Below are 23101 nucleotides of genomic sequence, written 5' to 3' on the forward strand. Positions count from 1 at the left end.
CCGCGAAAGCGCGCGCTGGACGCCTGATGCCACCGGTCCGATTCAGCGCGGGGCGCCAGCGCACGGCATTTCCCGACATTCCAATCCGGACTGCCCCCAGTCGGGATCACCATTTTTTTACCTGGCGCCGCCATGGCCCACTGCCTGCCCACTCATTTATTGCGGTGCAGCAAATGCCACGATCCTCGCGTCTCGCCGCCGCCGTGCTGGCGGCCCTCGTTGTCCCCGCTGCCGTATCGGCGCAAACGCCGGCAGCCGCCGAGGCGCGCACGCTCAATACGGTCACGGTGACCGGCTCGAACATCCGTCGTGCCGAGGCCGAGGGCAGCAATCCGGTGCAGGTCATCGACGCCGAGGAACTGGCGACTTCGGGCAAGGTCACCGTCGCCGATGTGCTGCGGTCGATCTCGGCCAATACCGGCAACTCGACCAACGAGACCAGCAACAGCGGCTGGGCCTCGGGTTCGGCGGGCATCGGCCTGCGCGGCCTGTCGCAGAAGAACACGCTGGTGCTGCTCAATGGCCGGCGCCTGGCGAACTACGGCTTCCCGGCCGGCGGCCTGTCGGACACCTTCGTCAATCTCAACGCGCTGCCGCTGGTCGCGGTCGAGCGCATCGAGGTGCTCAAGGATGGCGCGTCGGCGGTCTATGGCTCCGACGCGGTCGCGGGCGTGGTCAACATCATCACCCGGCAGAACTTCCAGGGCCTCGAAGTCGGCGGCAGCTACGGCACGTCGGACGAAGGCGGTCTCGACACGCGCCGCGCGCGACTGGTCGGCGGCATCGGCGATCTCGACACCGACGGCTACAACCTGCTGGTCAGCGTCGAAGCCTACGACCGCGCACGCCTCGACCAGAGCCAGCGCGATCTCACCGCGTCCGGCATCTACAGCGATCTGCCCGGCGGGCGCTGGAACGGCTGGTCGGCGAAGGGCGCGCGCTTCCTCGTCGGCGGCCGCTCGGTGCCGTTCCTCGACGCCGCGGGCAACTGCCCCGAGGGCATGACGCTGACGCCGAGCGCGCCGATCGACGGCCTCGCCGGCGACACCTGCGCGATCAACCTCGCGCCCTACACCACGCTGATTCCGTCGACCGAGCGTTATCAGGCCTTCGTCAACGGCACCGTGCGCCTGACCGACGACGTCGACCTGTTCGGCGAAGCGCTGGTCAGCCAGATCCGCGGCGCGTCGATCTTCGGCTCCAGCCCCTACTTCACCCTCGAAGGCGGCCGCTTCGCGCTCAACGCGCAGACCGGCCTCGCCGAGCCGGTGTCGAACCTGCTGCCGGCCGGTAATCCCTACAACCCCTACGGCGTGCCGACGCAGATCGAATACACCTTCTTCGATCTCGGCCAGTCCCTGAAGACCAACCGCTCCGATTCCTTCCGCATCCTCGGCGGCGCCCGCGGCCGCGGCGAACGCTTCGACTGGGAGTTCACAGGCTTCTTCGCCAAGAGCACCGAAGAGGAGACCGTCGCCGGCGGCTTCGCCAACCGCTGGCCGCTGGCGCAGTCGCTGGCCGATGGATCCTTGAACCTGCACGAGCCGGGCGCGACCTCGCCGGCGGTGCTCGATGCGATCCGCCTGTCGACGGTGCGCGAAGCACAGTCTTCGCTGCATGGCTTCGACTTCAAGTTCAACGGCGATCTGTTCGACCTGCCGGCCGGCCCGGTCGGTTTCGCTGCCGGCATCGAGGCGCGCACCGAATCGCTGACCTCGCGCAATCCCTGGCAGATCGATGCGGGCCTGCAGGTGCGTCCCGCGATCGCCGCGGTCGACGGCGAGCGCGACGTCGCTGCGCTCTACGCCGAGTTCAACGTGCCGATCGTGCAGGGCCTGGACCTGCAGCTCGCCGGCCGCGGCGACGACTACAGCGATTTCGGTAGCGCGTTCTCGCCCAAGGCCGGACTCCGCTGGCAGGCGCTCGACACCCTGCTGGTGCGCGCATCGGCCTCGCGTGGCTTCCGCGCACCGTCGTTGTCGGAGAATTCGGCGTCGACCAACATCTCCTATGGCAGCGTCGTCGATCCTTTCGATCCGGACATCGCCGGTTCGCGCCAGAGCCCGACGTTCTTCACCGTCGGCAATACCGAACTCGATCCCGAACGCACCAAGTCCTACAACGTCGGTTTCGTCGTCTCGCCCTGGGCTGACACGAGTCTGTCGCTGGACTGGTACCGCATCGAACTCGACAACCTGATCGGCACCAACAATTCGACGACGATCGTGCAGAACAACGATCCCGCCGACGTGATCCGAGATACGCGCGGCAAGCTGGTCGCCGTCTACAACCGCTACCAGAACCTCACCGCGCTCAAGACCTCGGGGCTGGATGCGGAGTTCAACCAGACCTTCCGCACCAGCGCCGGCGATTTCAAGATCGCGAGCGTCTACACCCACGTGCTCGACTACAGCCGCCCGCAGGTCGTCGGTGGTCCGCTGGTCGATTACGCCGGCAGCAACCTCGGCCCGTCGCTGCCGCGTAACAAGCTGACTTCGCGCTTCGGCTGGTCGACCGGCGATTTCGAGACCGCGCTGACCTGGTACCGCACCGGCGGTTACGACCAGAAGGCGAGCGTCGCGGCGACTGCGGTGCAGTCGCGCGTCGATGCGTTTGATCAGCTCGATCTCTATGCCGGCTGGTCGGGTATCGAAGGCCTGACGCTGTACGCCAAGGTCGACAACATTCTGGACGAAGCACCGCCGCACGACGCGTCGTTCCCGGGCATTCGCGCGCCGTATGACTTCAGTCAGTACGATCTGCGCGGGCGGTATTTCCAGGTGGGGTTTGATTACCGGTTCTGATGGTGCGGACGTGGGTCGGCGCTTCGAGCGTGGGCCTGCGTCGTGAGATCGCGGCGCTCCATCAGTCGGTCATTCCGGCAAACAACCAGACCGTCATTCCCGCGAAGGCGGGAATCCAGGGACTTTGCTTTTCCCGGCCTGACGTCCATGGATTCCCGCCTTCGCGGGAATGACGGACCTGGGAATTGCGGCAGCTGAAAGATGCCCGCAACCGCGAGCAATCGCTGCAACACTCGATGTGCGACACCCTCTTCTGCAGGACACACCACTGATGCTTCGATTTCCATCCTCGCGCAGCCTGTTACTGACTGCATTGCTCCTGCTGCCGTTCGCCGTATCCGCGCAGACCGCGTACTACTTCCCCGACGCCGCGCCGGATTCGCACGACACCGCAATCCCGACGCCCGAGCAGTTCCTCGGCTATCCGATCGGCACGCACTACACGCGTCACGACCGCATCGTCGATTACCTGCGCGAACTCGAGCGGCTGTCGGACCGCGTGCATGTCGAGGAGATCGGCCGCAGCTACGAGGAGCGCCCGCTGCTCGCGGTGCTGGTGACGTCACCGGCGAACCACGCACGCCGCGAACAGCTGCGCGCCGCGCACGCCACGCTGGCCGATCCCGATGCGCCCAACATCGATCCGGCGCAGGTGCCGGTCGTGGTCGGTCTGTACTACAGCGTGCACGGCAACGAGACCTCGAGCGGCGAAGCGATGCTGCTGACCGCCTGGCATCTGGCGGCGAGTCGCGACCCGCAGGTCACGCGCTGGCTCGACAACGCGGTCGTGCTGATCGATCCGGCGCAGAACCCCGACGGCCGCGACCGCGCGGCGAACTGGCACAACGCGTGGAAGTCGAATCCGCCGATTGCCGATCCGCTCGACAAGGAACACGTCGAACCCTTCCCGAACGGCCGCAGCAACCACTACTTCACCGATCTCAACCGCGACTGGCTGGCGGTGAGCCAGCGCGAGACGCGCGCCAAGCTCGACGTGTTCCACCAGTGGTTGCCGAACATCCAGATCGATTTCCATGAAATGGGTTCGGGCAGCACCTACTACTTCGAGCCTTCGCCGAGCAGCATGCACAGCCCGCTGCTGCCGCAGGCCTCCTACGACTGGAACGTCACCCTGGCGCGCTACCACGCGCAGGCGCTCGACAGCCTCGGCTCGCTGTACTACACGAAGGAAAACTTCGACAACTTCTCGCCGGTCTACGGTTCGACCTACCCGGATTTCCACGGCGGCGTCGGCGTGACCGTCGAACAGGCGAGTTCGCGCGGCCTGGTGCAGGACACCGCGAACGGGCCGCTGGAATTCCGCTTCACGATCCGCAACCAGCTGGCCGTGGGCCTGGCGACGATCCGCGGCGCGGTCGCCGAACACGCGGGGCTGTTCCAGCTGCAGAAAGACTTCTTCCGCTCGGCGCGTGAGCAGGGGCGGCGCAACACCTATTCGGCCTATGTCTTCGGCGATCCGGCGGATGCGACGACATCACGCCGTCTGCTCGATCTGCTGCTGACCCATCGCATCCAGGTGCACGCGCTCGATGCGGCGCTGACCGTCGACGTCCGCACGTACACGCCCGGCAGCGCCTGGGTGGTGCCGGCCGCGCAGCCGCAGTTCCGGCTGGTGCATTCGATCTTCGAGGAAACGCCCGACACCGGTGGCGGCGTCTACGGCAGCACCTCGTATGCGATCGCGCATGCCTACGGTCTGCGCAACGATCGCCTGCGGCGCGCACCGCGACTCGGCGCGGCGATCAGCGAAGTGCCCAAGCTCGACACCGGCGCGCGCGGCGAGACGGCGTATGCCTGGGCGATCGACTGGCGCGATCTCGGCGCGCAGCGCGCGCTCGCCGACCTGCTGACCCGGAACGTGCGCGTGCGCACCGCGTTCTCGCCGTTCACCACACGCACCGCCGCCGGCGAGACCGCGTTCGGCGAAGGCACGCTGGTGATTCCGGTCGCCGGTCAGGCGCTGGATGCCGCGGCCCTGCGCGCGATCGTCGACAGCGCAGCGCGCGATGCGGGCGTCGTCGCGCACGGACTCGCGAGCGGACAAAGCGTGTCCGGCATCGATCTGGGCAGCGACGGCATCCGCGCCGTGCGCAAGCCTGCGATCGCACTGGTCATGGGCGAAGGCGTCAACGCGACCGAGATCGGCTCGACCTGGTTCGCACTCAGCGAACGCCTGCACTACCCGGCGACGCGACTCGATCCTGCGCAGCTCGGCCGTGTGCCGCTCGGCACCTATACCAGCATCGTGCTGGCCGGCGGCCGCTACGACGATCTGCCCGAGGCCACGGTCACCGCACTCAAGCGCTGGGTCGAGGCCGGCGGCTCGCTGGTGACCTTCGGCAGTGCCGCACGCTGGGCGCAGGCCAAGGGCCTGACCGGCGCCGCGCCCGCACCCGCCGAGAAGGACGCACCGGCACCGACGGAACGCCTCGACTTCGCGTCGCGCCGCGACACGCTGGCCGAGCAGCGCAGCGCCGGCAATCTGGTCTCGGTCGATGTCGACACCACGCATCCGCTGGCCTTCGGCGTGCCGCAGCGCGCAGGCTTCGTGCACAAGGAAACCGACGTGACGCTCGCGCCGCTGGCCGATGCCTTCGCCAACGTCGTGCGCATCGACGACGACCCGCTGGTCAACGGTTACCTCGGCGCCGACCTGCGCGCCGCGCTGGCCGGCACCGTCTGGGCGCAGGTCGCGCGCGTGGGCAGCGGCAACGTGGTGCTGTTCGCCGACGATCCGGCGCACCGCAAGTACTGGCTCGGCACCGAACGCATGCTGGTCAATGCGCTGTTCTTCGCCGATCAACTGGCGCCGGCGCCGCCGCGGCGCTGACACCCCGCGGTGCCGGCCCGTGCCGGCACCGCCCTCTGGAGATCCGACCATGGACCGGTCGCCCCGCCGCACCCCGGCCGTCGCCGTCCCGCGACCGGGCACACAGTGTTGCCCGCCATGGGACACGTCCCCCGGGCGGCTGCCGCAAGATCGGGCCCATGGCCGATGTCTTCTCCCGCGTCGTCGACGCACCACCGACGTGACCCTGACCCAGCTGCGCGGATTCCTCGCGATCGTCGAGAGCGGGCACAACATCACCCTGGCCGCGCAGCGGCTGCACGCCACCCAGTCCGGCCTGTCCAAGCAGCTGGCCCAGCTCGAAACCGCGCTGGGCTGTCCGCTGTTCGAACGCCGCGCCCGTGCGCTCGAAGGCCTGACCGATGCCGGCCACCAGGTCCTGGCGCATGCGCGCCGGCTGCTGGTCGAAGCCGACAACATCCAGACGCTGGGCGACAACCTGCGCCGCGAACGCCAGGGCGCGCTGCGCATCGCGACCACCCACACCCAGGCCCGGCACGCGCTGCCGCCGGCGCTGCAGTTGCTCGAACGCGACTGGCCCGGCGTCGCGGTGCACGTGCTGCCTGGCGACGACGCCGCGGGACTGCAGGCGCTGGTCGATGGCGACGCCGACCTGGCCCTGCTCAGCGGCACCGGGGCACCGCCCGACGACTGCATCGCCGTGCCGCTGTACCGCTGGCAGCGACGCGTGGTGGTGCCGGCCGGGCATCCGCTGGCCGCGCTCGACCGCCCGCTGCGGCTCGACGACCTGGCCGACCGGCGTCTGGTCAGCTACGCCTCCAGCCAGCGCCCGGGCTCGTCGTTGCAGCGCGCATTCGCCGCACGCGGGCTGCGCGCCGACGTCGCGGTGACCGCGCGCGACGGCGACCTGATCCAGGCGTACACCCGCGCCGGCCTCGGCATCGGCATCGTCGCGGAGATGGCCCTGGATCCACGCGACGATCTGATCGCGCCGCCGATCGCCGACGACCTGCTGCCGCCCTGCACCACCTGGCTGCTGCTGCCGCCGGCGCGCGTGCTGCGCGACTTCGGCTTCACCCTGCTCGCCGCACTGGCGCCGCACCACGCGGTGGTCGATCTGCGCCGCCTGATCGCCGATGGCCAGGCGCTGCCGGACACCGCGCCCGACTGGCAGGCCTGGCGCGCCGCCACGCGCGCCGCGCGCATCCCCGCGTCGAAGGCCGCGATCGCCACCCGTTGACGACGCGCCGCATGGGCGCACGCGGCAGGTAGCATGCGGACATCCGCCGACTGCGTGTTCGGATCCGCCATGAGTGTCGTTCTCCGCTTCGCATGCGTGCTGCTGGCGAGCCTCGCGCTGGCACAGCCGCTCGCCGCGCGCGCGCCGCTTCTGGCCGGCGCCGCGGCGATGACCCAGGCCCCCGATCCCGCGCCGGCCGATGCATCCGTCGCCACCGATGCCTCCGCCGCGGTGAACGTCGCCGACATTCCCGCCCAGGCCGACGTCGACCAGCGTCTGGCCGAACGCACCCGGTCCACGATCGCGGAGACCGGCGCCGCGACGCCCGCGGCCGGGTACGCGCGCCGGCTGGCGACGATCGAAGCCTCGGTCGAAGATCCGTTCTGGCGTTTCACGTCCGCCGAGATGCGCACGCTGCCGATTCCGCGGCTCGAAAGCCTGTCGCGGCACTGGAGCTTCCAGGCCCGGCAGCTGGCGCAGTGGCAGGACGACCTGCGCCAGACCACCACGCACCAGGCCGGCGACGCGGCCGGACTGGCCGCCCGTCGCGCCGCCTGGGAAGCCACCGCCGCCGCGGGCCAGGAACTGCCGGCCGCGCTGCGCCAGCGGGTGGACGAGGTCATCGGCGATCTGGCCCGGGCCGAGGCCGCGCTGTCGGATCCCCTCGCGCGCCTGATCGCACTCGGCCGGCGCGGCAATGCGGTCGATGCCAGCATCGCGGCCGCACGCAGCCGGGTGAACGATGCCGTCGCCGCCTATGACGCCCGTCTGCTGCGCGTCGATGCGCCGCCGCTGTGGCGCATGAATGCCGCCGGCGCCGCGCCCACGGCCGACACCGGCGACGTGATCCGCAGCGGCCTGGCGATCGAATCGCGCTTCGCCGCCGAGTACGCCCAGGGCGATTCGATCAGCGGCGTACGCGCCCTGCAGACCCTGCTGCTGTGCTCGCTGCCGCTGCTGCTGTGGCTGGCCTGGCGCAGCCGCGCGCCGATCCGCGCCGGCCAGGTCAGCCATACCGAGGCGACCGTGCTGTCCCGCCCGCTGTCGTGCTGGCTGCTGCTGGTGGTGATCGGCGTGTTCGTCTTCCAGCCCGAAGCGCCGATGCTGACCCACCAGATCGCGCTGCTGGCCGGCGTGGTGCCGGTGTTGCGGCTGCTGCCGGCCTCGCGCCGGCACCTGCTGGGCATGGCGCCCTATGTCGCCAGTGCGCTGTTCCTGCTGCTGCGGCTGGGCTTCGTGTTCCTGTCCAGCGCGGCGGCCTACCGCCTCTACATCCTTGGGCTGGGCCTGCTCGGCCTGGCCGCGGCCGGCTGGCTGCTGTGGCGCGCGCACCGGCATGGCCATGCGGCCCATACCGGGCGCCTGGGCCAGGCCTTGCGCGGGTCGGTGCTGGTCGGCGCGCTGCTGCTGGCGGTGGGCCTGGTCGCCAACGTGTTCGGCAACGTGTCGCTGGCCGAAACCCTGACCGGCGGCGTCATCGATAGCCTGTATTTCGCGCTGCTGCTCGCGGCCGGCCTGACGGTCATCGCGACCTGGATCCAGCTGCTGCTCAAGCGTCCGGGCGTGTCGCGCTTCCGGCTGGCGCGCGAACACGCCGGGCCGGCGGTGCAGATGCTGCTCAAGCTGCTGGTGGTCGCCGCGGTGGTCGGCTGGATCGTCTACGCGCTCGACCGCTTCCGCGTTCTGTCACCGGTGCATGCCTCGCTGTCGGCCCTGTTGGGCCACAGCTGGGCGCTGGGCGATCTGCGCCTGAGCCTGGGCCACGTGCTGCTGTTCGTGCTGTCGGTGATCGTCGCGTTCTGGCTGGCGAAGACGGTGCGCCTGGTGCTCGACGGCGAGGTGCTGTCGCGGATGTCGCTGCCGCGCGGCGTCGCCAACAGCGTTGCCTCGCTGAGCTATTACGCGGTGCTGCTGCTGGGCCTGATCGGCGCGCTGTCGGCGGCCGGCTTCAAGGCCAGCCAGCTGACCTTCGTGCTCGGCGCCCTGGGCGTGGGCGTCGGCCTGGGCCTGCAGAACGTGGTCAACAACTTCGTCTCCGGCCTGGTGCTGATCTTCGAGCGGCCGTTCCAGCCCGGCGATGTGGTCGAGGTGGGCGGTACCACCGGCCGCGTGGTCGACATCGGCATGCGCGCGACCCGGGTGTCGACCTTCGACGGCGCCAACGTGGTGGTGCCCAACGGCCAGCTGATCTCGCAGCAGCTGGTCAACTGGACCCTGCGCGACCGCAGCCGCCGGCTGGAGGTGCGCGTCGGCGTGGCCTACGGCAGTGCGCCGGCCGAAGTGGTGTCCGTGCTGGCGGAGATCGCCGCCGCCACGCCCGGCGTCGCGGCGACGCCGGCGCCGGTGGTGCTGTTCGACGGCCTGGGCAGCGTGGGGATGGAATTCATCGTGCGCGCCTGGACCCACGAGTACGAGGATGCCGGCACGATCCGCAGCGCCCTCGTCGGCCGCGTCTACGACGCCCTGCTCGCGCGCGGCATCGGCCTGGCGCATGCGGCGGCGACGGTCTATCCGCCGCCACCGCCCGGTCCCGCGAACGCCTGACCGCGGCGCCGCGTCAGCGGCAGTTGGACGCGTCGACGCCGCGAATCGATTCGATGCGGCCGTTGCCCGTCGCCACGTGCACGCACTCGCGCGAGCGCGCGTTCCACCAGGTCACGACGGAGCGGCCGTCGCGCTGCTGCGCGTCGCGATCGGTGAAGCCGCGCGCGCGCAGTTCGGTGTCGGCACCGGCCGCGCGGGCGCCGACCAGATCGTCCAGCCGGCTGCTGCCCGCGCCCCCCGTGTTGCCCGACTGCCACGGCACCTGGGCCGAGCGTTCGCGCAGGCCGACGCCGTAGCCGTCGCTGTAGGCGCCGCTGTCCTGCTCGGCCCGGTAGCCGTGCAGCGCGTCGCGGTAGCCGCGCTCGTAGTCGGCCTCGTGGCGCGGATCGTCGTTGTGGTCGCCGTCGTCGTGGTGATGCGCCTGGTGGGCCAGCGCGGCGATGCCGAGAATCGCCGCTGCCGCAATTGCCGCCTTGGCGCCGTCGCTCATGCCCTCGCGATGCCCATCGCCCGCCTGCTGCCCGCAATCCGGCGCCGGCGTGGTGACCACGGAAACCACCCGGCCGCTGTCGCTGCGCACCATCACGCAACGGCGGTCGCGCGCGTGCCACCAGCTGCTGTAACCGTCCGAGCCCGACTGGCGGACATACCCGCGCGCGCCCAGGGTGCGCGACGCGCTGCGGTCGTCGAGGCCCTGGACATCGCCGAGGCCGGGGGCGGGATCCTGCGCGGACACCAGCGGCGACGCGAGCAGGGCGGACAGCGACAGCGTGGCAGCGGCCAATGCACTGCGACGGATACGGGACATGAGGCACCTCCGGATGTGCCGGCCGGGCTGGCCGCGCTCGGCGCAGCGTGCGCCGGAATTCGTTCAGGGGGTGTGGCGGCGTCGCGGTTTTCGAACGGTCGATGCAGGCGTGCGGATGGCGCCGCCCGGTCGTCGGTCGCAGCCCCCCGCGGAGGCCGGTCCTGTCCAGCCTGCAGACACCGGTCCGGATACCGGCCGGAACCCGACCCCACGGATCCGGTGTCCGCAGGGCCTGGAGGGCGGCGGCCCTTGGACCAGCCTGACCTGGTGGGGGTTTCCCCGTCCTTCAGCCGGTCCGCGATGCGCCGGCCCTTGGACCTGAACCTCTGGCCCGGGCGCGGTGGACACACCGGAAACACCCCTCGGGCACTTGCTCTTCGCACCCCGATCTGCATGCCCGGGGCCATCCGCAGGACTTGACGAACCCGGATTCCCGTCCTGAAGCGGCCTGCCGCATCTTCACTACATTTAGCGTTGACGCTGCCGACCACCCCCACTATCTTGGGCCGGGTCGGTTCCGCAGCCCCGCAAGGACGGCGGATTCAAAGGGAAGCCGGTGACGCCTTGCGCCATTCCGGCACTGCCCCGCAGCGGTAATTGGGAACGAGCCCGCCAACAGCACTGGAGCGATCCGGGAAGCGGCGGGCGAGGCGAAGGCGCTGCCTTCATACCCATGAGTCCGAAGACCTGCCGACAGCCGCGCGAAAGCACGACGCGCGGTGCCGGCTGCGGAATCTCCGGGGGGAGAGGGCCGGCGGAGCGGATTGCGATGGCGCCTGCGCCCGATCGCGATTCCTGCGACGCCGCCCGACCACTCTGGGCCTTCCGTGGCCGCCGGACCCCGACGCGGGCGGGGACGGTGGTGTGCGCGAATGCACTGGACAGAAGGACACCGCATGACCAGCCACGAGACCGTCGCGACCAAGACCCCGGCCGCCGCCGCAGACGCCACACCCGACACCGCCACCGCACCTGCCACACCCACCATTTCCGTTGCGCCACCCGCCGTCGAGCCTGACGACGATGTGCCGCCACCCCCGAGTGCCGCCATGAACACCGCGATTGCAGAAGTCACCGACGCCGATGCCGGCGTCTCCAACTGGATCACCAAGGAAGCCGGCAACCGCCGGATCCCGTACGACCGTGCGCGCCTGGAGCGCAGCATCGACCGCACCCATGCCGAGTTCCCGCAGCTCGACATCGTCGACTACAAGCGCAGCGTGTTCGGCTTCGTCGAGCGCAAGGACGCCGTCAACGCCGACGACCTGGTCGACCATCTGATCCGCGAGGCCGAAGCCCGCGTCGATGTCACTGCGCCGGAGTGGGAATTCTTCGCCGCCCGCCTGTACCTGCACCGCCTGTACAAGCGCGCCAGCCGCAACCGCTTCTACGACGCCGAGCAGAAGTACGGCTCCTACGTCGGCCTGCAGGAATCGCTGGCCGACCGCACCATCTATTCCAACGACATCCTGCGCGCCTATTCCAAGGAAGAACTGCAGGAAGCCGGACGCATGATCGAGCCCGAGCGCGACAGGCTGTTCGCCTACAACGGCCTGTACCTGCTGGCCACGCGCTACCTCGCCACCGACACCTCGCGCGCCGTGTTCGAGCTGCCGCAGGAGCGCTGGCTGACCATCGCCCTGTACCTGATGCAGAACGAGACCAAGGGCGGCCGCGAGCGTCGCATGCAGCTCGTCGGCGAGGCCTACTGGGCGCTGTCGAACCTGTACATGACCGTGGCCACGCCGACGCTGCAGAACGCCGGCAAGGTCGGCGGCCAGCTGTCGTCGTGCTTCATCGACACCGTCGACGATTCGCTGCAGGGCATCTACGACTCCAACACCGACATCGCCCGCGTCTCCAAGGGCGGCGGCGGCGTGGGCGCGTACATGGGGTACGTGCGCTCGTCGGGTTCGGCCATCCGCGGCGTGCCCAATTCGTCCGGCGGCGTGGTGCCGTGGATCAAGCAGCTCAACAACACCGCCGTGTCGGTGGACCAGCTGGGCCAGCGCAAGGGCGCGGTCGCGGTCTACCTCGACATCTGGCACCGCGACATCGAGAACTTCCTCGACCTGCGCCTCAACAACGGCGACCAGCGCCTGCGCGCGCATGACGTGTTCACTTCGATCTGCATCCCCGACATCTTCATGGAAGCCGTCGAACGTCGCGGCGACTGGTACCTGTTCGACCCGCACGAGGTCCACAAGATCAAGGGCTGGCACCTGCAGGATTTCTTCGACGAGAAGAAGGGTGACCCGAACGGCAGCTTCCGCCGCAAGTACGAGGAAGTCGTGGCCGACGAGCGCATCTCGCGCAAGACCGTCAAGGCGATCGACATCTTCAAGCGCGTGATGGTGAGCCAGCTCGAAACCGGCAACCCCTTCATGTTCTACCGCGACGAAGTGAACCGGAAGAACCCGAACAAGCACGTCGGCCGCGTGTACTCGTCGAATCTCTGCACCGAGATCCTGCAGAACATGAGCCCGACGAAAATGATGCAGGAGATCATCTCCGGCAATCAGATCGTCACCACCAAGCAGGCCGGCGACTTCGTCGTCTGCAACCTGTCGTCGGTGAACCTGGGCCGCGCGATCGTGCCGCAGGCCGGCCAGAGCGATCTGATCACCGACGTGCTCGAGCGTCTGATCCCGATCCAGGTGCGCATGCTCGACAACGTGATCGATCTCAACATGCTGCCCGTGCCGCAGGCGACGATCACCAACCAGAAGTACCGCGCGATCGGTCTGGGCACGTTCGGCTGGCATCACCTGCTGGCGCAGAAGGGCATCCAGTGGAACGAGACCGCCGCCGAGGACTTCAGTGATTCGCTGTACGAGCGCATCAACTTCCTGACCGTGCAGGCCAGCATGGAACTCGCGAAGGAAAAGGGCGCCTACCCGGTGTTCGCCGGTAGCGACTGGCACACCGGCGCCTACTTCAGCGACCGCAGCTACAACTCGCCCGAGTGGATGGATCTGGCCGCGCAGGTCGGCGTCAACGGCATGCGCAACGGCTGGCTGATGGCGGTCGCCCCGAACATGTCCACCGCGCAGATCGCCGGCTCCACCGCGTCGATCGACCCGATCTACTCCGCGTTCTATTACGAGGAGAAGAAGGACTACCGTCGTCCGGTCGCAGCCCCCGGCCTGTCGCTCGACACCTGGCCCTACTACGAGAAGGGCGCCTACAAGGTCGACCAGTTCGCCTCGGTGCGCCAGAACGCGCGCCGCCAGCGCCACGTCGACCAGGCGATCAGCTTCAACCTCTACGTGCCCAGCACCATCCGTGCGAGCACGCTGCTCGACCTGCATATGACCGCATGGCGCGAAGGCATCAAGACCACGTACTACGTGCGTTCGAACGACATCGATATCGCCGAGTGCGAGTGGTGCAGTAGCTAAGCGCATTCGCGCTTCGCTTCCACGGTTCGCGTTGCGAACCGTGGACCCTGGCTCATCAACATCCACACCCCTGCGCCTTTGGCGCGCCCCCTGACTCAGGGGGGCTCTGCTCCAGACAGGTCTGCGGCATCGTTGTGTGGACTTGGTGCATCTGAATCCGCTCCGCTCGCGACACTGCTTTTGATCGTCATTCCCGCGAAGGCGGGAATCCAGCGCCTTCAACGACACGCTCGAAAGTCGCTGGACCCCCGCCTACGCGGGGGTGACGGGTTCCTTTACTGACCGATTCCCGATCCTCGCCGCACTTGGCGGGATTGCGCGGAAGAAACGAGAAACGCCCATGGCCGCCACGTCCACCCCGCTCGACCGCATCAAGATCCTCGAGCCGCGTCATCCCAACCGCTCGACCGGCATCATCAACGGCCAGACCAGCGGCATCCTCAACTGGAACGACATTCCGTATCCGTCGTTCTACCGCGCCTACAAGGAACTCTCGACCAACTTCTGGATTCCGGACGAGGTCGACATGAAGGGCGACGCCAAGCAGTACGGCGAGCTCTCGGCGCGCGAGAAGAACGCCTACGATTCGATCATCGGCCTGCTGGCCACGCTGGATTCGCCGCAGACGCGCTTCATCTACAACGTCGCCGAATACATCACCGACCCGGCCGCGCACGCCAACGCCGCGATCATCGGCCAGCAGGAAGTGATCCACAACGAGAGCTACAGCTACGTGCTGGCCTCGATCACCGGCCTCGCCGACCAGAACCGCGTGTTCGAACTCGCGCGCACGCATCCCACGATCATCGCGCGCAACCAGCCGATCATGGATTCGTACAACGACTTCATGCGCGAGCGCTCGGCCGAAACGCTGATCCGCTCGCTGGTGCAGTCGTCGATCCTCGAGGGCATCAACTTCTATTCCGGCTTCGCGTATTTCTACAACCTGGTCCGCCAGAACCGGATGACCGGCACCGGCAAGATCATCAGCTTCATCAACCGCGACGAACTGGCGCACAGCAAGTTCATCAGCGAACTGATCCGCGCCATCGTCGGCGAGAACCAGTCGCTGCAGGGCGACCAGCTCACCCAGTACGTGCACGACGCCTTCGAACACGCCATCGAACTCGAAACCCGCTGGACCGCCGAAGTGCTCGACGGCATCGACGGCATCGATGTCGACGAGATGGTCCGCTACGTGAAGTACCGCGCCAACAAGATGGCCGGCATGCTCGGCATCGAGAAGCTGTATTCCGACACCACCGACAACGTGATGCCGTGGATCAAGGCCTACGCCGACAACTTCACCGAGACCAAGACCGACTTCTTCGAGATGCGCAATGCGTCGTACAAGAAGACGAATTCGGATAACGGGTTCGACGATTTGTAAGTGTCATCATCCAACTTGGATTCCAAGATGATCCGGTCTGACATTCGACAATCAGTGCAGCTAATCTGCCCGACCTGTGGCGAAAATCAGTTTGAACGGCAGGAAGGCATCCAGGCTGATGCAGATGAGTTGATGACATGCGTATCGTGCTCTCTGCAGATCAACAGAGGCGAACTGATTGAAGCAAATCAGGCGAGCATCGATGCTGCGAAAGACCAAATCAAGAAGCAGGTCATTGACGAGCTAAGAAGGGATCTTCGGAAATCCTTTGCCAAATCTAAGTTCATAAAGATTCGGTAGTGAGCACTTCTTTCTCGCTAGGCGATCTCATTGCAACGGTTGCGCTCGTGCTGTCGGCGTATGCGACTTGGACGACTGCGAGATTCAATTCCCGGCAGAAGTCTTTAATCGATTCGCAGGAGGCTCTCAACAAACGGTTGCTCGCCAGAGACTTGGCGGAGTCCGAACAAGAAAAGCGCGCCGACATCGGCGCAAAGCTCATCAAGTCTGGAACTGGTTACCGCATAAGAATTTTCAACAAGGGCAAAGCTCAAGCGACCCAAGTCGACGTCAGCTTTCCGAAGGGAACCAACATCGCCAGCGAATCGGATCTGGCCCGCAAATTCCCGCTGGAAGTTCTTGAACCACTGCAGTCGGTCGACGTGCTCGCGATCGTCCACCTTGGTACGGAAAGCAAGCATGTCGCCTGCGTTCGCTGGATCGATGGCCTTAGCGATGCAAATGAAAAGCACATCTATCTGACGCTCTGATTCAAACACCGATGCGCATCCTTCTCGCCCACACATCGCTCAGCGGCAACACCCGCGATGTCGCGCGCGCGATCCACGCACGCTGCGAAGAGATGGGCCATGCCGTCACCTGGATCGATGCTGATATCCAGACGCTGGCCAAGGCCTGCCCCGATGGCGCCGAACACGATCTCTACGTGCTCGGCAGCTGGAGCATCAACGCCGGGCGCACGCCGCCGGAGATGAAGCGTTTCATCGAAGACCTCGTCGCCGCGGTCGGCAAGCCGGAACATGTCGCGGTGTTCGGCACCGGCGAAACGCAGTGGGGCGAGGAGAACTACTGCGGTGCGGCCCGCCGCATGGCCGCGTTCTTCGGCACGCGGTATCCGCGGCTGGAGATCGAACAGATGCCCCACGGCGAGCGCGACGCCACCAAGATCCAACGCTGGACCGACACCATTCTTGCCATCACTGAAACACCGTTCGAGAACACCCCCCATGCAGACGCTCCACGCCACCACGCCTGACGACTACGCCGCCGCCCTCGCCGCGCACCCGCGCCTGCTGGTGGATTACTACAAGGACGATTGTCCGGGCTGCAAGATGCTCGACATGTCGCTGGCGAAGTTCGCCGCAAGCGAAGACGCTGCCGGCGTGGCGCTGCTGAAGGTGAAGATGGAAGTGATCGGCGAGGACTTCTTCCGCGATCTCGGCCTGCGCCAGACGCCGACGCTCGCGCTGTTCAAGGATGGCACCGAAGCCGCGCGCCTGCCGGGCTTCCAGGCCCCGGCGCAGATCTCGCAGGCGGTCGCACTCAATCTCTGATGCGTGTCGCGATCGTCCAGTTGCCGGCCAGATTTGTCGAGGATGCAAGTCTTGCCGCGGGGCTACGGTCGATAGCCGTGATTCTCGAAGCTATCCAATTCGAGGAGAGCATTGATCTCGTTGTTTTTCCCGAGAACTTTCCTGCATCCAACATCCATGCCTGCGCTCGAGAAGGCGACGTGGCAAGCGCGTTGGCGAGGCTCTGCACAGGACCAGACCTGGCATTCATGGCAGGCGGCTACGTGATCGATGAAAGCGAGGCAACCCGCAACGCCTGCTTTCTCGTGAATGGCCAGAAGTGTGTCGGGACGTACTACAAGCGAATTCCCTGGCAGGGAGAGGCGATCAAAGCAGGCGAACATGGGGCTGCATTTCGCTGGAAGAATTTCGAAGTTGTCCCCTTGATCTGCGCAGATGTCTGCGATGCACGAAACATGGAGGGACTCGGCCGTTCGAGGGTGGACGAAGTTTGGCCGGCGAAGCTCGTACCTGATGACTCGTGCGCCTTCAAAGCAGTGGTTGTGACCACTTATGGCGCAGATCTCCGTGATCCGTACTGGACAGAGCCGCTGAGCGCTTTGGTGCAGCGCACCCGCGTCCCCGCAGTTGTGAGCGGCGTCTCAGGTGAGAGCCTTGCGACATTCTGGGAAGGCGAGGAAACGGAAATCGAGCGCCACTACGGTGGCGGCGGGAGCGGAGCGTACTTTCCTACCGAAACAGCCTCTCCTCGCGTCTGGCCTGAGAATCTGCCGCGATCTGCCTCGCGCGGTATTTATCTGATCGACCTCAAGGAGCCTGACCAACGCCGGCGCATCGCGATTCCTTACGAAGCGCTTCGCATTGGTTCAATCCAGTACTGAATTACGATTCTTAGCCGGACGCATCATGACCAAAGATTCTGTAACACCAAAAACTGAAGCCCGCATGCTGGAGATCGTGTTCCCCGATCACACCAACCATCTGGGCACGCTGTTCGGCGGCACCGCGCTGGCGTGGATGGACAAGGCCGCCTTTATCGCCGCGTCGCGGTATGCGCGCCGCACGGTGGTGACCGCGCGCTCCGAGCAGGTCGACTTCAAGCTGCCGATCAAACAGGGCCAGCTGGTGGAGATCATCGCGAGCGTGGTCGAAGTGGGCCGCACGTCGATGCAGGTGGAGGTGGAACTGATCGCCGAAGACCTGCTCAGCGGCGACCGCGAGCTGTGCACGCGCGGCCGCTTCGTGATGATCGCGCTGGATTCGCGCGGCCGTCCGGCGCAGGTCGCGCAGCTGCCGGGGAGCGCAGCATGAACGAACTGACGATCCTGCAGTGGCTCGCCCTGGGCCTGTTCATCGGCATCGTCTGCGGCGCGGTGCTGACCTTCTTCAACCGCAAGCGCTGAATCCCGCGCGCCTGCAGTGCCGACCGGCTCAGCCGGTCGGCATGAATACCTCGACGATGTCCGAGGTCGCCGTGTTGGCGGTTTCCACGCCGCCCCCGATCGCGTAGATCGATCCGTTCAATGCGACCGCGGCCAGCCCGTGCCGCGGCGTGCGCATGTCGGGCAACGCCGTCCAGGTGTCGCGCAGCGGGTCGTAGCGCCAGGCATTGGCGATGACGCCTTCGGCGCCTTCGACGTCGAGCGCCTCGCCGCCGAACACGTAGAGCTGGCCGCCGAGCGCGACGCCGGCCAGGCCGCCCGCGGCTTCGGGCATCGGCTGCAGGGCGTCCCAGCGATCGGCGACGAAGTCGTAACGCAGCAGATCGGCGAGATTGCCGCCGTCCATCGTGCGGCCGCCCGCGACGTAGCCGATGCCATCGATGACCGCGCCGGTGGCGCTGTTGCGCGGGCCCGGCAAGGGCGCCGCGGTCGACCAGCGGTCGCGGTCGGTGTCGTAGACCTGGTGCAGAGCGACATCGCGATAGTCGCCCCAGAGCGCGGCATCGGCTTTGGTCGGCAGACGGCCGCCGACGATGTGCACGCGGCCTTCGTGGACCAGGGCAACGCCTTCGGTCTGCAGCTGCGGCATCGGCGTGGCGCGTTGCCAGGCGCCGTCCTGTTCGACGAACACGTCGGCGCGCGGCGACCAGTGGCCGGCCTCGACGTGCGTGGCGCCACCGAATGCATACAGACGCGTGCCGACGGTGGCGACCATGGGATGGTGGCGCGGCTCGGGCAGCGACGGACCGGCGTCCCAGCGATCGGCGACCGGGTCATAAAGACCGACCGCATCGATCGCCAGCGCGCGCTCGCCCGGCCGCACCATGCCGCCGACGATCACCGCACGTCCGCCGCGTGCAACGCCGTAGACCTCCTGCACCACCCACGGGATGGAGGCGCGTGCGCGCCAGGCAGCGGCGTCAGGCGTTGCGGCTGCAGCGACGGGCGATGCGCCGCGAGCGAACGCGGGCAGCAGGGACAGGGCGGCGGTGGCACCGAGGAAGTGGCGGCGGCTCGTCATCGGATCGATTTCCGGTCAGGACGGCGACTGCACTTGAAGTGCGCACAGGCGTGCGCGGACTGCGGGCATCGGTCGCGAGGCAGCGCCGGTCGATGCGGCTCGACCGTAACATGGTGCGCTGCAGCAGAATGTGCAGTGCGCGCACCTTCGGCCGTGTTGCCGCCGCTGGCCGTTGCGAACGCACGTCGCCCAATTCCGGTGGGACGCGCCCACATTGCAACGCCACGCCATACCTCTGCGCTCGACCGTTCCGATTCCCGGGCTACCCACTTCCCATCGCCGAGTGCTCGCGGCGGAAGTGCCGACGCCCGTGTGCAATGCGGCCGGCATTCGATGTCGAACGGGACGCCCGGAACGCCCTCCGGATGCGTGGCGCGTGGAGTCCGCATGCATCGCATGTCGCTGCGGTGCCTGTCGGCAGCGCCTGCGATCACGCACGCCGACCGGTTGTGTCAACGGCGGTCGGCCAATGCTGCCCCGCGCGACTTACGCGATGACATCGACGCACGCCTATGTGGACGCCATTGCACGCAGGCGCGTACACGTGTGTCGGCCGCCCGTGGCGTCATAAACCTTCAGTCCCGTATGTGGACGGCACCGACGCTTCGTCGCCGACGCTGTCTGCATCACGCACAGCATCCGCGCCTGCCGATGCCGGCAGCCACGGGTCCGGACCCGCGTGCGTCTGCGCAGGCGCGACGTGCTCGGTCCACTGCTGCAGCACCGCCTGCAGCCCCGTGCGCTGGCGACCGCGCCATGCGCTTGCGCGCACACGCCCGTCGCGATCCACCAGCACCAGATTCGGCGGCGCCATGCCGCCCAGCGCGCGGATCGCCGACAGCGCACGCAGACGGCGATGGTCGATCGCCGGCCACGGCATCGCCTGCAGGCGCATGTATCGGCGCATGTCCGATTCGCGCGCATCGAGGCTGACGTAGACGACTTCGGTATCGGCGCCGGCCGCGCGCAGCGTGTCGCGGACCTCACGCAGCGTGGGCACGAACGCGTGGCAGGGCGCGCACCAGTCGGCGCCGAAGTACAGCGCGACGATCTCCGGTTCGTGCGCCCAGCGGTCGGGCACGAAGCGTGCGCCGTCGGGGCGGACCAGTGCATCGGCAATGGCCGGGCGCAGTGATGGATCGGGCGGCGCATCTTCACCGGCCTGCACAGCCGCCGGCAGCAGCATCAGCGCTGCCAGCAGACAGGCAGGCCAGACCCGGCGCGGACGCGACCGCCCGGCATACGCGTGATGCCGCTCAGAAGTTGAAGCGCGCACTGGCATAGACCGAACGCGCGAAGCGCGGGCCGTAGACGTAATCGCTGTCGCGACCGGCGCCGATCTCGAGATCGCGCTGTCGCTGGTCGAACAGGTTGCGCACGCCGAACGCGAGATCCCAGTGGCGATCGCCCTGCCCCAGATGCCAGGTGGTGCCGGCATCGACCACCCAGAACGTCGGCGTGCGCACGAGGCTGGCGTTGTTGTGATTGAGCGCCCACATCGCGCCGGTGTGCTTCACGCCGACGTAGGCATCGAGCAGCGGCGACGGCGACCACGCCAGCTGCGCCTGTCCGCTCCAGCGTGGCGTCTTGAGGTAATCGCGGAGGGCGATGACGGTATCGCCGCCGTCCTCGACGTCGTCGTACACGGTCTGCGCCGTCTCGAAGCGCGAGCGGTACCAGGCGACGCCGGTGGTCAGCCGCAGGGCATCGCTGGCCTGCCAGCCGAGATTGGTTTCGAAGCCGGCGACCTGCGCGCCGTCGGCGTTCTCGCGCAGCTGGAACAGGCCGTCGGCGTCCTCGCGCAATTCGCTGAGCACGAAGCTGTCGCGCAGCCTGGTCAGCGAGGCGGTCGCGTCCCAGGTCAGGCGACCGTCGCCCGGTCGCCAGTCGAGGCCCAGCATGGTCGTGGTGGCGCGTTCCTCGACCAGGCCGTCGGCGTTGCGGATGCGGATGGGGGCGGCGCCCAGCGTGTCCACGTGCAGGTCCTCGCTGAAGACTTCGGGCGCGCGGAAGCCGGTGGAGACACCGGCGCGGAATTTCCACGCATCGCTGGCTTGCCAGGCCAGTGCGAGGCGCGGCGAGACGATGGCATCGCGCAGCGCGGAATGCTTGTCGACGCGCGCGCCGAGCACGAGGTCGACCGCCTCGCCGACCGCCCATTCGTCCTGCACGAACACACCGAGATTGCTGAAACGCTCGCGCGCGCCGCGCAGCAGCGTGTCGCCGGCCGCATTGCGCTGGTCGTCGCGCACCGATTCGCGCGTGTACTGCAGGCCGAACGCCCACGCATGCGCGCCGCGGCGCAGGTTGAACTGGCTGTCCAGGTAATGCAGCGGATTCTCGGTGTCACCGTACTGGTCGAACGACGTGGCGGCGGCGCTGCCGGGCACGGCGGGATCGAGTTCGGCCGGATCGAAGGCGGGATCCGCGGGATCGGTGACGACCTCGCCCAGGCCACCGTAGAAACTCGCACGGCGGATGAAGGCGAACGCGTAGCCCAGCGTGAAGTCCGCATCCGTGCCCAGTCGCTGGTCCCAGTACAGGCCGCCGCGGTGGTAGTCGGTCTCCAGCGATTCGGCGGTGTTGGCCAGCCACTCGGGCTGGTCGAAGCGATTACCGCCGCGGCGCGTCTCGTGGGTGAACAGATAGTTCGCGCGCAGCGTGGTGGTGTCGTTGGGCGCGTACCAGCCCTGGGCACCGGCGACGCGCTGGTCCTTGTCGACGATCTCGCTGTAGCCGTCGCCGTTGAAGTCGATGGCATCGCTCTTCGACCACTGCCCGACCACCGACAACCCGGCGCGGCCATCGTCCGAGACGCGGTCGCCGCGGCCGTCCACGCTCCACGCCGGTGTGCCGCGCTGCACATCGGTCCCGGCCTGCACGAAGCCACCGTTGCGCATGGGCTGCTGCGGAATCAGGTTGACCACGCCCGCGACCGCGCCTGGTCCGTACATCGACGAACCGCCGCCCTTGACCACCTCGACGCGATCGATGAACGCCGCCGGGATCTGCTCCAGCCCGTACACGCCGCCGAGCGTGGACAGCAGCGGCGCACCGTCGAACAGCAGCTGGTTGTAGGCGCCGCCCAGGCCGAGCAGCTGCACTTCGGAGGTATTGCAGTTCTGGCAGTTGCTTTCGACCCGCAGGCCGGTGATGAGTTCGGCGACGCGCGAGAAATCGGTGACCGCGCGCAGGGCGATGTCTTCGCCGCGCAGCACTTCGGTGCGGATCGGCACCTCAGACAGCAAGCGTTCGCTGCGCGTGGCGGTGCTGACCACCTGCACGCTGTCCAGCTGCACGGCGTTGCGTTCCGACGCGCCCGCGATACCGGCCGAGACGGCGAGCGACAGCGCGGTCACCACATGGAGCGGGCGACGCAGACGCGCGCCACGACGTGACGACGCAGCCGGGCTGCGCAGGGGACGGCGGCATGACGACATGGAACTCCTCGGAACGGACGGCGCCGTATTATAGCAATTGCTATATTGTGTGTTTGCTGCTTTATAAGTGAGCGCGCGCTCCACTTTCGACGCGTGTGTGGCCGCAATTGGCGACAATGCGGACCATCGACTGCAACGCCGTACCGCGCGCCCATGGCCAACGTCTTCCCGCCCGAGAAACCGAAACCCGGCCAGCCCGCGCCCCTGCTGGAGGCCGGTGTCCAGGTCGAAAGCTTCCGCCAGGTGCGCGAGGCGCGCCGCGCGGAGCTGGTCGAGGACTACGTCGAACTGATTTCCGACCTCATCGCCGACGGCGGCGAGGCGCGCCAGGTCGACATCGCCGAGCGCCTGGGCGTCGCCCAGCCCACGGTCGCCCGCATGCTGCAGCGTCTGGTGCGTGACGGTCTGGTGCTGCAGAAGCCCTACCGCGGCGCGTTCCTCACCGATGCCGGCGAAACCCTCGCCCGCGCCAGCCGCGCCCGCCACCAGACGGTGGAAGCCTTCCTCGTCACCCTGGGCGTGCCCGAGGCGATCGCCCGGCGCGATGCCGAAGGCATCGAGCACCACGTCAGCCCGGAAACGCTGGCCGTGTTCGAGGCCTTCGTGCAGAAACACCGCGGCTGAGGCT

At 67.8% G+C, this 23101-nt stretch carries 17 protein-coding genes and 1 riboswitch; of the genes, 13 read left to right on the forward strand and 4 right to left on the reverse strand.

The window, feature by feature from the left end:
- The first annotated feature begins 173 nt into the window (after positions 1-173).
- From AC3A5K_RS12840 to AC3A5K_RS12855, 4 genes are all read left to right on the forward strand, one after another.
- A complete protein-coding gene (locus AC3A5K_RS12840) occupies positions 174-2804 on the forward strand; it encodes a TonB-dependent receptor plug domain-containing protein (protein ID WP_487617934.1) in 2631 nt (876 codons plus the stop codon).
- Positions 2805-3075: 271 nt separating this feature from the next.
- A complete protein-coding gene (locus AC3A5K_RS12845) occupies positions 3076-5655 on the forward strand; it encodes a M14 family zinc carboxypeptidase (protein ID WP_487617935.1) in 2580 nt (859 codons plus the stop codon).
- A gap of 199 nt (positions 5656-5854) precedes the next feature.
- Positions 5855-6874 (forward strand): LysR substrate-binding domain-containing protein, encoded by a 1020-nt coding sequence (locus AC3A5K_RS12850; RefSeq protein WP_487617936.1) that lies wholly within the window; start codon positions 5855-5857, stop codon positions 6872-6874.
- A 69-nt stretch (positions 6875-6943) separates the two neighbouring features.
- Positions 6944-9418: a mechanosensitive ion channel family protein gene (locus AC3A5K_RS12855; RefSeq protein WP_487617937.1), complete on the forward strand. Its 2475-nt coding sequence runs from the start codon at positions 6944-6946 to the stop codon at positions 9416-9418.
- A 13-nt stretch (positions 9419-9431) separates the two neighbouring features.
- Here AC3A5K_RS12855 and AC3A5K_RS12860 read toward each other — a convergent pair whose 3' ends face one another.
- A complete protein-coding gene (locus AC3A5K_RS12860; RefSeq protein ID WP_487617938.1) occupies positions 9432-10226 on the reverse strand; it encodes a hypothetical protein in 795 nt (264 codons plus the stop codon).
- A gap of 495 nt (positions 10227-10721) precedes the next feature.
- Positions 10722-10935, forward strand: a riboswitch (cobalamin riboswitch).
- 187 nt (positions 10936-11122) lie between these two features.
- Here AC3A5K_RS12860 and AC3A5K_RS12865 point away from each other — a divergent pair.
- The 8 genes from AC3A5K_RS12865 to AC3A5K_RS12900 all read left to right on the forward strand — a co-directional run bounded on the left by AC3A5K_RS12865 (position 11123) and on the right by AC3A5K_RS12900 (position 17881).
- Complete coding sequence (locus AC3A5K_RS12865; protein WP_487617939.1) at positions 11123-13627, forward strand: ribonucleoside-diphosphate reductase subunit alpha; 2505 nt, start codon at positions 11123-11125, stop codon at positions 13625-13627.
- Between the two features lie 340 nt (positions 13628-13967).
- Positions 13968-15017: a ribonucleotide-diphosphate reductase subunit beta gene (locus tag AC3A5K_RS12870; protein ID WP_487617940.1), complete on the forward strand. Its 1050-nt coding sequence runs from the start codon at positions 13968-13970 to the stop codon at positions 15015-15017.
- A gap of 27 nt (positions 15018-15044) precedes the next feature.
- Positions 15045-15317 carry an ECs_2282 family putative zinc-binding protein gene (locus AC3A5K_RS12875; protein WP_487617941.1) on the forward strand — a complete coding sequence of 91 codons (273 nt, stop codon included), beginning with the start codon at positions 15045-15047 and terminating at the stop codon, positions 15315-15317.
- Positions 15317-15787, forward strand: a complete 471-nt coding sequence (locus AC3A5K_RS12880; protein WP_487617942.1) for a hypothetical protein — start codon at positions 15317-15319, stop codon at positions 15785-15787. The genes AC3A5K_RS12875 and AC3A5K_RS12880 overlap by 1 nt, the downstream gene beginning before the upstream one ends.
- 11 nt (positions 15788-15798) lie before the next feature.
- Positions 15799-16293, forward strand: a complete 495-nt coding sequence (locus tag AC3A5K_RS12885) for a flavodoxin (protein ID WP_487617943.1) — start codon at positions 15799-15801, stop codon at positions 16291-16293.
- Positions 16265-16591, forward strand: coding sequence for a thioredoxin family protein (locus AC3A5K_RS12890; RefSeq protein ID WP_487617944.1), 327 nt, complete (start codon positions 16265-16267; stop codon positions 16589-16591). Before AC3A5K_RS12885 ends, AC3A5K_RS12890 begins: the two co-directional genes overlap by 29 nt.
- Entirely contained in the window at positions 16591-17451 is an 861-nt protein-coding gene (locus tag AC3A5K_RS12895; protein WP_487617945.1) for a hypothetical protein, read from the forward strand. The genes AC3A5K_RS12890 and AC3A5K_RS12895 overlap by 1 nt, the downstream gene beginning before the upstream one ends.
- 25 nt (positions 17452-17476) lie before the next feature.
- The gene (locus tag AC3A5K_RS12900) at positions 17477-17881 is read left to right on the forward strand and encodes an acyl-CoA thioesterase (RefSeq protein ID WP_487617946.1); all 405 of its coding nucleotides are present in this window, start codon (positions 17477-17479) and stop codon (positions 17879-17881) included.
- 120 nt (positions 17882-18001) lie between these two features.
- Here AC3A5K_RS12900 and AC3A5K_RS12905 read toward each other — a convergent pair whose 3' ends face one another.
- The 3 genes from AC3A5K_RS12905 to AC3A5K_RS12915 form a co-directional block, all read right to left on the reverse strand.
- Positions 18002-19033: a Kelch repeat-containing protein gene (locus tag AC3A5K_RS12905; protein WP_487617947.1), complete on the reverse strand. Its 1032-nt coding sequence runs from the start codon at positions 19031-19033 to the stop codon at positions 18002-18004.
- 565 nt (positions 19034-19598) lie between these two features.
- Positions 19599-20219 carry a thioredoxin-like domain-containing protein gene (locus AC3A5K_RS12910; RefSeq protein WP_487617948.1) on the reverse strand — a complete coding sequence of 207 codons (621 nt, stop codon included), beginning with the start codon at positions 20217-20219 and terminating at the stop codon, positions 19599-19601.
- A gap of 70 nt (positions 20220-20289) precedes the next feature.
- Positions 20290-22473, reverse strand: a complete 2184-nt coding sequence (locus tag AC3A5K_RS12915) for a TonB-dependent receptor plug domain-containing protein (RefSeq protein ID WP_487617949.1) — start codon at positions 22471-22473, stop codon at positions 20290-20292.
- 153 nt (positions 22474-22626) lie between these two features.
- Between AC3A5K_RS12915 and mntR the strand changes: the two genes are divergently transcribed.
- Positions 22627-23097, forward strand: coding sequence for a manganese-binding transcriptional regulator MntR (gene mntR / locus AC3A5K_RS12920; protein ID WP_487617950.1), 471 nt, complete (start codon positions 22627-22629; stop codon positions 23095-23097).
- The last annotated feature ends 4 nt before the right edge of the window (positions 23098-23101 follow it).

The organism is Luteimonas sp. Soil_C_5 (assembly GCF_057656615.1).

What these genes read in the sequence shown, in the direction of transcription:
- AC3A5K_RS12840 (WP_487617934.1), top strand. Translation starts at nt 174, where the DNA reads ATGCCACGATCCTCGCGTCTCGCCGCCGCCGTGCTGGCGGCCCTCGTT.
- AC3A5K_RS12845 (WP_487617935.1), top strand. Translation starts at nt 3,076, where the DNA reads ATGCTTCGATTTCCATCCTCGCGCAGCCTGTTACTGACTGCATTGCTC.
- AC3A5K_RS12855 (WP_487617937.1), top strand. Translation starts at nt 6,944, where the DNA reads ATGAGTGTCGTTCTCCGCTTCGCATGCGTGCTGCTGGCGAGCCTCGCG.
- AC3A5K_RS12860 (WP_487617938.1), bottom strand. Translation starts at nt 10,226, where the DNA reads ATGTCCCGTATCCGTCGCAGTGCATTGGCCGCTGCCACGCTGTCGCTG.
- AC3A5K_RS12865 (WP_487617939.1), top strand. Translation starts at nt 11,123, where the DNA reads ATGACCAGCCACGAGACCGTCGCGACCAAGACCCCGGCCGCCGCCGCA.
- AC3A5K_RS12870 (WP_487617940.1), top strand. Translation starts at nt 13,968, where the DNA reads ATGGCCGCCACGTCCACCCCGCTCGACCGCATCAAGATCCTCGAGCCG.
- AC3A5K_RS12875 (WP_487617941.1), top strand. Translation starts at nt 15,045, where the DNA reads ATGATCCGGTCTGACATTCGACAATCAGTGCAGCTAATCTGCCCGACC.
- AC3A5K_RS12885 (WP_487617943.1), top strand. Translation starts at nt 15,799, where the DNA reads ATGCGCATCCTTCTCGCCCACACATCGCTCAGCGGCAACACCCGCGAT.
- AC3A5K_RS12890 (WP_487617944.1), top strand. Translation starts at nt 16,265, where the DNA reads ATGCAGACGCTCCACGCCACCACGCCTGACGACTACGCCGCCGCCCTC.
- AC3A5K_RS12895 (WP_487617945.1), top strand. Translation starts at nt 16,591, where the DNA reads ATGCGTGTCGCGATCGTCCAGTTGCCGGCCAGATTTGTCGAGGATGCA.
- AC3A5K_RS12900 (WP_487617946.1), top strand. Translation starts at nt 17,477, where the DNA reads ATGACCAAAGATTCTGTAACACCAAAAACTGAAGCCCGCATGCTGGAG.
- AC3A5K_RS12905 (WP_487617947.1), bottom strand. Translation starts at nt 19,033, where the DNA reads ATGACGAGCCGCCGCCACTTCCTCGGTGCCACCGCCGCCCTGTCCCTG.
- AC3A5K_RS12910 (WP_487617948.1), bottom strand. Translation starts at nt 20,219, where the DNA reads ATGCTGCTGCCGGCGGCTGTGCAGGCCGGTGAAGATGCGCCGCCCGAT.
- AC3A5K_RS12915 (WP_487617949.1), bottom strand. Translation starts at nt 22,473, where the DNA reads ATGTCGTCATGCCGCCGTCCCCTGCGCAGCCCGGCTGCGTCGTCACGT.
- mntR (WP_487617950.1), top strand. Translation starts at nt 22,627, where the DNA reads ATGGCCAACGTCTTCCCGCCCGAGAAACCGAAACCCGGCCAGCCCGCG.